The organism is Erwinia oleae (assembly GCF_000770305.1).
In the GTDB taxonomy this organism is placed as follows: domain Bacteria; phylum Pseudomonadota; class Gammaproteobacteria; order Enterobacterales; family Enterobacteriaceae; genus Erwinia; species Erwinia oleae.
Genome location: NZ_JNVB01000047.1, coordinates 26,474 through 33,524, shown reverse-complemented (window position 1 = coordinate 33,524; position 7,051 = coordinate 26,474). Strand labels below are relative to the sequence as shown.

The following is a 7,051-nucleotide window of genomic DNA, read 5'->3' as shown; positions in this document are numbered from 1 at the left end:
GTGGCGGGTTTAAACGGCGCTGGCAATCCGCTGTGTCTATATAAATAGCATGCAAAATCATAAAATTAGAATATTGGTACAATGATCCCTATTAAAATCTTAACAATGAATAAGATCAGCCAGTATCGGCATATTCCTATTTTTAAAGGGATAATTGACATTTTTAAAACTTTTCCGTCTTTGCACGCTGAATTCGTTCTAACGACATAAAATAATTTCTGCAATGATTGGCATCCCGCTGTGGCTGCCGCACAATAGGCTATGCAGCGGTTTTCACACCGTTACTTACGGGCCTCAGCGCCCCATGTTGGCTTTTCCAGAGGTCGCGATGACCAGAAAATTACAAAAACCTGAAATCCTGAACGTTGAAACGGTGGCCCGTTCGCGTCTGTTTACCGTTGAGGGCGTCGATCTGCTTTTCAGCAACGGCGCCAGGCGCGTTTATGAGCGCATGCGGCCTTCCGATCGTGAGGCGGTGATGATTGTTCCCCTGGTTGATAATCATCTTATCCTTATTCAGGAGTATGCCGTCGGCCTTGAAAGCTATGAGCTGGGTTTCCCTAAAGGGCTTATCGATCCGGGTGAAACGCCGCTTGAGGCCGCAAACCGCGAGCTGAAAGAAGAGGTCGGTTTCGGCGCGAAAAAGCTGGAGATGCTGGGTAAACTCACCATGGCGCCCTCCTACTTCTCCAGCAAAATGAATATCCTGATTGCCGAACAGCTCTATGAAGAAAAGCTGGAAGGTGATGAGCCGGAACCGCTGCCGCAGGTGCGCTGGCCGCTGGAAAACATGCTTGGGCTGTTGCAGGAGCCGGATTTTCGCGAAGCCCGTAACGTGAGCGCGCTGTTTCTGGTCAGAGAGTGGCTGGTGAAGCAGGGAAGATTAACGTATTAAAAAAACGGGCGATTTCTCGCCCGTTGCAGTGTACGTATCAGAACAGTTCGTGGCTTTCGCCGTTGTCCATCAGCGTGGTGCCGGTATCAGGAACGTAATACTCGGTCGGCTGCGTGCCGTCAATAAAGTACTCCTGACGCGTGTTACCGCCGCCATTCGATAATTTACCGGTGCTGCGATCGATAGTTACCGTCACCACGCCTTCCGGCGGTGTAAGCGGCTCAACCGGTACGCCGTCCAGCACGATCTTCATGTAGTCGTCCCAGGCGGGCTGCGCGCTCTTCGCGCCGCCTTCATAGCCTGAGATCTGGTCTTTAATGACGCCGGAAGCCGTTGAACGCCCCAGATCGCGACGATGATCGTCAAACCCAATCCACACTGAAGTCACCACGCCAGGGCCAAAGCCGGAGAACCAGGCGTCTTTTGAATTGTTGGTCGTCCCGGTTTTGCCGCCGATATCGTTACGTTTCAGATCTCTGCCCGCGCGCCAGCCGGTGCCCATCCAGCCCGGTTCGCCAAAGATGTTTGAATTCAGCGCGCTCTTGATCAGGAATGAGAGCGAGGTATTGATCACATGAGGCGCATACTGCGGTTCGCCAGCCTGCCCGGCGTGCACCTGCTCAAGCTGCGGCTGTGGCACGGCAACGTTTCTGCCTTCCTGCGATATCGCCGGGTTCTCCACGCTCTCCTCGCCCAACGCCACGGCTTTTTTCGTTTCACCGTAAATGACCGGCAGATTACATTCCGGACAGGCTACTTTCGGCTGTACTTCAAACAAGGTGTTGCCGTTTTCGTCCTGAATCTTTTTGATAAAGTAAGGATCGATTAAGAAACCGCCGTTAACCATCACCGCATAGCCCCTGACCAACTGCATCGGCGTAAATGAGGCAGAACCAAGCGCCAGTGACTCGGTGTGCACGATATTCTGCGCCGGGAAGCCGAAGCGCTGAAGATATTCGGCGGCGTAATCAACGCCCATCGCACGCATGGCGCGCACCATGACTACGTTCTTAGACTGGCCAAGCCCCTGACGCATGCGGATCGGGCCGTCGTAGGTCGGCGGCGAGTTTTTAGGTCGCCAGTCTGAACCTGCCCCGGCATCCCACCGCGAAATCGGCACGTCGTTAAGAATGGAAGCCAGCGTCATACCGCGATCCATCGCAGCGGTATAAAGGAACGGTTTAATATTAGAACCCACCTGGCGTAGCGCCTGCGTGGCACGGTTAAACTTGCTCAGGTTGAAGTCGAAACCGCCAACAACGGCCATAACTGCGCCGTCGCGTGGATTGAGTGAAACCAGCGACGAGTTAACGTCAGGCACCTGCGCCAGCCACCAGTCGTTCTCCACTTTACGCACCCAAATCTGCTGGCCGGCCTGCACTACTTCGCTGACCGATTGCGGTGAGCGGCCCTGCTGCTTATCGGATTTGTAAGGACGCGCCCAGCGCATGCCCGGCAGGCCGAGCGTGACGCTGCTGCCGTCGCGCATTAACGCCGTTGCTTCGCTGCGATTGGCTTCGGTCACCACGGCCGGATAAAGCGGGCCATACACCGGCAGCGATTTCAGCGTTTTCAGAATGTCCTTCTGTGCCAGTGCCTGCTGGCCAACTTTCCATAAAGTGCTGGTCGGGCCGCGATAGCCGTGGCGCATATCGTAGTTGATGACGTTGTCCTGAACCGACTTCTGCGCCGCCAGCTGAAGCTTGCGGGTAATGGTCGTCGTGACCTTAAATCCATCGTTATAGGCATTATCGCCATAACGCTTCACCATCTCCTGACGCACCATTTCGGTCAGATAGGGCGCAGAGAAAGCGATGACCGGCACGTGATAGTTGGCGACCAGCGGCGTACTGCGCGCTTCGTCATACTCGGCTTGGGTGATATAGCGCTGATCGAGCATGCGGCTCAGCACGACGTTGCGGCGCTGTGTCGCCCGCTCCTGCGAGTAGAGCGGGTTGAACGTTGACGGCGCTTTCGGCAGTCCGGCAATCATCGCAATCTCACTCAGTGAAAGCTGCCCGACATCTTTGCCAAAATAGACCTGCGCGGCGGCGCCCACGCCGTAGGCGCGGTAGCCCAGATAGATCTTATTGAGATAAAGCTCAAGGATCTCGTCCTTGCTCATCATTTGCTCAATGCGGATAGCCAGAAACGCTTCTTTAATTTTACGGATCAGCGTGCGTTCCGGGCTGAGAAAAAAGTTACGCGCGAGCTGCTGGGTAATGGTACTGGCACCCTGAGAAGCATGGCCGGAAATCATCGCCACGCTTGCCGCACGAAAAATACCGATGGGATCCACGCCGTGATGCTCGTAGAAACGGCTGTCTTCAGTGGCAATAAATGCTTTGACCATCACTGGCGGGATCGCCGCCATTTTCAGCGGGATGCGACGTTTTTCGCCATATTGAGCAATCAGCTCGCCATCGGCGCTGTATATCTGCATCGGCGTCTGAAGACGCACATCTTTCAGCGTGGCGACGTCAGGAAGCTGCGGCTCGATATATTTGTAGAGGCCATAAATCGAGCCAGCTCCCAGCAAGATGCAACACACTGCAAGAATCAAAAAATACTTTACGAACTTCACCTGATAATTTCCATTTCGTGTGGATTGGGCAGTTTATAAACAATCGCGCGGTAGTATAAAGGCAAGCCAGGAGCTTGGATATGTCCTTTTCCGTAATTGATGATAAGGAGATCGCGCAAAATGGCTTTTCAGACATGGCAGGTGGGGCTGGATATTCAGAATGGACAGATCTGCGCCCTCGGCATCCAGCGCCGTCGCAACGGCTGGCAGCTCCGTCACTGGTGGCAACATGCTCTGCCGCAAGATACGTTAACCCAGGGGCGGCTGCAACGTCCTGAACCGCTTGTCGCGCTTTTGCAGCGCTGGCGAAAACAACTACCCCATAAGATCTCTCTGCGAGTGGGGTTTCCCCCCCAGCTTGTGCTCCAGCGGCAAATCAACCTGCCGCATCCCGAACTCCGCGAACCAGAGCGTAGCAGTTATATCACCGCAGCGGCGAGACGATTTTTCCCAATTGAGCTGGAGGCATTAGCCATCGACTATCGCCAGCAGAAAGAGCAGGTGTATGTCACCGCGACGCAGCGTGAAGCGATGCAAAGCTGGCTGGCGTGCCTGGCGCAGGCGGATCTTACGCCGCAGGTACTGGAGCTGACGCCGGCCGCCTTGTATGCGCTGGCGGAAACGTTAGCCCTTGATCCTGCCGCCGCGCTGGTTCACCGCCTGTCCGATCACTGGCTGTGGTACAGCGCCGCGCTGGCGGGGCAGCGCTGGGGCTGGTGTTCATCGGCGCAGGCGCCAGACTTCGAAACGCTGAAAGCGCTTCACCTGCCTGAGATACCCTCTGTTTTTTACAGCAGTGCCGGGGCCAGCGCGCCACCTGAGAATACCACCCCGCTCAATCCTCTGGATGCAACAACGTTGAAACAGCCGCCATTACCGGCTCACGCTGGCGCATTTACTCTGGCGGCAGGCCTGGCGCTACGTCCGGAGGATGTCTGATGGTTTGGGTCAACCTGCTTCCCTGGCGGCAGACGCTGTTCAGAAAAAGCCTCCGCCGCGACGTTGGCCTGCTGGTGCTGATAATGCTTTTTTCGCTGGCGGCAGCGCTGCCTGTCAACTGGCAGCAGAGAGCGAATACGCAGCGGCTCAAAAGCATCGACATTCACCGTCGTTCGGTCAGGCAAGCCACCGACGTGCAGCAGCGTGTAGAAAACCTGCTTAAGCGAAAACAGGCGCTGAGCGATCAGCTGATGGCATTGCAGCAGCAACGGCAGCAGGCGGCGCAGTGGAGCCACTTTGCGCAAAGCCTGACGACGCATATGCCTGATGCGCTCTGGTTAACGGAAATGAGTAAGAACCCGGAGAGCCTGTATCTGGCCGGCTTTTGTCGTGACATTCGCGATCTGCATCGCTTTCGCCAGCGTCTGGCCGGGCTGGATCTTTTTCAGCGTGTTGACACGCAAAAAATCAGCCGCGATGGCAAAGGACAGTTGGCATTCAGCCTGACGATCGCGCTGCAAAAGGATAACGCGTCATGAACGCCGCCGCGTTTTTACACTGGTTTTATCAGCCGCTGTGGCGTCGTCTCACGCTCTACTTGTGCCTGAGCGGGCTGTTTTCAGCCGCAGCAGGGTGGCTCTGGGCGCAACCGATATATCAGCAGGCCGCTGCCCTGAGCAAGCGTGAAGACGCAGAGCTTAAACGCTATCGGGCCATTAAACAGAACCTGCGCAACGGTAATTCCGCTGCCGCGACACAGGCGGCAATGGACCAGCTTGAAGAAGCACTGGCAGCAGAAACCGGACGCGCATTCTCACTGTTGGCGCTTCTCGATAGTGCCGATGGCGAACTTATCTCCTGGCATCCGGAAAAAGAGGGTGGAACCCTGACGCTGAAGCTTAGCTGGCAGCAAACCAAAAAGGTGCTGGACTACTTCAGTACGCTCTCCGCAGCGGCGACTCTTTCGCATTTCACGCTGACGCGTGAAGGCGAGCGGCTGATATTCAAAACACGGCTGGTACTAAATCATGAAGCCTGAACGCCGTTTACTCTTCGCGCTACTGGCTGCTGCTGCATCGGCGGGTTCGGCGCTGGCACGCGATCCGTTCACGCCCGCAGAGACGCTTTCCTGCCGGGCCGAACGGCCGCTGTGGCAGCTTCGCGGCATCGTTGGCCAGAAGGGCGACTACCGTGCATGGCTGGTCTTCTCGCCTCATCAGTGGGTGCAGAAAAAACCAGGCGAACAGCTCGACGACCGCTGGCATCTTGCGGCCGTCGACGCGCTGAGCATTACCGTTGACAGCGCGCAGGCATGCCAGCCGCCGATGTCGTTTACCCTGAAAGGAAAACTGTATGATCAGGATGATAATTCTGCTGTTGCTGGCGTACCTCAGCCCACTGCGCGCCAGCACTGACCGCCTCTCGCTGGTTTTTGACGATGCGCCCGTAGCGCAGGTGATGCAGGCGCTGGCTGACTGGCAGCAGCTCAATTTGATGGTTGCGCCAGGGGTAGAGGGAAAGCTGTCGTTAAGATTGCAAAACGTGCCCTGGCAGCAGGCCATGACGCTGGTGGCAAAAATGACCCGCCTCACCATTGAAAGAGAAGGTGATGTTTTACTGGTCTTCCCGCAACGCTGGCAGCAGGAGAAAAAGCAGCAGCAGGCGGCGGAGCGCGAAGAAGCAATAAATGCGCTGCCGCTTGAGACACATACGCTGGCGCTGCGCTATGCCGATGCCACTGCGGTGAACGGCAGCCTACAGGCCGGGCGCGAAAAGCTGCTGACATCGCGAGGAACCGTCACGGTCGATACGCGCACAAACAGCCTGCTGCTTCACGATAATCTTGCTGCAATCGAAAAAATTCGTCGCTGGGTCAGCGCCCTAGATGTTCCTGTCCGGCAAATCGAGCTGTCGGCGCATATCGTCACCATTAATCAGGAAAGCCTGCGGGAGCTTGGCGTGCGTTGGGGCGTCAGCGGTACGGAGCGAATCGACAGCGCGTTGCGCGCCAGCCCGCTCAGCGTCAACCTGCCGGTGGCCAGTCCTGCTGTATCCGCTGGTTTTACCTTTGCCCGCCTGAATGGTCGGCTGCTGGAGCTTGAGCTGAGCGCGCTTGAGCAGGAGGACAAGTTAGAAATTATTGCCAGTCCGCGTCTGTTTACATCACATCAGCAACCAGCCAGTATCAAGCAGGGAACAGAAATACCCTATGAGGTCTCCAGCGGTACCAACGGCAGCACCACCGTGGAGTTCAAAGACGCGGTGCTGGGGATGGAAGTCACGCCCGTCGTACAGCCCAACGGACGTATACTGCTTAAACTGCACATCACTCAGAACGTACCCGGAAAAGTAATGCGTAGCGGAGAAGGGGAATACCTGGCGATTGATAAGCAGGAGATCCAGACGCAGGTGACGCTGAAAGACGGGCAGACGCTGGCGCTGGGCGGCATCTTTCAGCAGCAATCCTCGCAGTCGCAAAAGAAAGTGCCGCTGATGGGCGACATACCACTGCTGGGATCGCTGTTTCGCTATCAGGCTAATGAGCAAAAGCGTCGCGAACTGGTGATTTTTATCACGCCGCGGCTGATTGAGGATGAGTGACGCTTTTTGTAACAAAGTACCGAAAAGAGGAC

The 7,051-nt window shown here is 56.2% G+C and carries 7 protein-coding genes; 6 read left to right on the top strand and 1 reads right to left on the bottom strand.

Annotated features, from left to right (window positions below; all coding sequences use genetic code 11):
- Positions 1-328: 328 nt before the first annotated feature.
- A complete protein-coding gene (nudE, locus tag GS12_RS15220; RefSeq protein WP_034917598.1) occupies positions 329-895 on the top strand; it encodes an ADP compounds hydrolase NudE in 567 nt (188 codons plus the stop codon).
- A 37-nt stretch (positions 896-932) separates the two neighbouring features.
- Here the strand turns inward: nudE and mrcA are convergent, their stop codons facing one another.
- Positions 933-3,479 (bottom strand): peptidoglycan glycosyltransferase/peptidoglycan DD-transpeptidase MrcA, encoded by a 2,547-nt coding sequence (gene mrcA / locus GS12_RS15215; protein ID WP_034917596.1) that lies wholly within the window; start codon positions 3,477-3,479, stop codon positions 933-935.
- Positions 3,480-3,599: 120 nt separating this feature from the next.
- Between mrcA and pilM the strand changes: the two genes are divergently transcribed.
- Genes pilM through hofQ form a run of 5 tightly spaced genes read left to right on the top strand, consistent with a single transcriptional unit; the run spans position 3,600 to position 7,019 of the window.
- On the top strand, positions 3,600-4,418 hold the full coding sequence (gene pilM, locus GS12_RS15210; RefSeq protein WP_034948530.1) for a type IV pilus biogenesis protein PilM: 819 nt from the start codon (positions 3,600-3,602) through the stop codon (positions 4,416-4,418).
- Positions 4,418-4,957: a PilN domain-containing protein gene (locus tag GS12_RS15205; RefSeq protein ID WP_034948528.1), complete on the top strand. Its 540-nt coding sequence runs from the start codon at positions 4,418-4,420 to the stop codon at positions 4,955-4,957. The genes pilM and GS12_RS15205 overlap by 1 nt, the downstream gene beginning before the upstream one ends.
- The gene (locus tag GS12_RS23035; RefSeq protein WP_052118481.1) at positions 4,954-5,457 is read left to right on the top strand and encodes a HofO family protein; all 504 of its coding nucleotides are present in this window, start codon (positions 4,954-4,956) and stop codon (positions 5,455-5,457) included. The genes GS12_RS15205 and GS12_RS23035 overlap by 4 nt, the downstream gene beginning before the upstream one ends.
- Entirely contained in the window at positions 5,447-5,833 is a 387-nt protein-coding gene (locus tag GS12_RS15195) for a HofP DNA utilization family protein (RefSeq protein ID WP_034948525.1), read from the top strand. The genes GS12_RS23035 and GS12_RS15195 overlap by 11 nt, the downstream gene beginning before the upstream one ends.
- Positions 5,772-7,019, top strand: coding sequence for a DNA uptake porin HofQ (gene hofQ / locus GS12_RS15190; protein ID WP_034948522.1), 1,248 nt, complete (start codon positions 5,772-5,774; stop codon positions 7,017-7,019). Before GS12_RS15195 ends, hofQ begins: the two co-directional genes overlap by 62 nt.
- The last annotated feature ends 32 nt before the right edge of the window (positions 7,020-7,051 follow it).

Excerpts from the sequence above, each read along its gene's own strand:
- pilM (WP_034948530.1), top strand. The coding sequence starts at position 3,600 with ATGGCTTTTCAGACATGGCAGGTGGGGCTGGATATTCAGAATGGACAG.
- GS12_RS15205 (WP_034948528.1), top strand. The coding sequence starts at position 4,418 with ATGGTTTGGGTCAACCTGCTTCCCTGGCGGCAGACGCTGTTCAGAAAA.
- GS12_RS23035 (WP_052118481.1), top strand. The coding sequence starts at position 4,954 with ATGAACGCCGCCGCGTTTTTACACTGGTTTTATCAGCCGCTGTGGCGT.
- nudE (WP_034917598.1), top strand. The coding sequence starts at position 329 with ATGACCAGAAAATTACAAAAACCTGAAATCCTGAACGTTGAAACGGTG.
- GS12_RS15195 (WP_034948525.1), top strand. The coding sequence starts at position 5,447 with ATGAAGCCTGAACGCCGTTTACTCTTCGCGCTACTGGCTGCTGCTGCA.
- hofQ (WP_034948522.1), top strand. The coding sequence starts at position 5,772 with ATGATCAGGATGATAATTCTGCTGTTGCTGGCGTACCTCAGCCCACTG.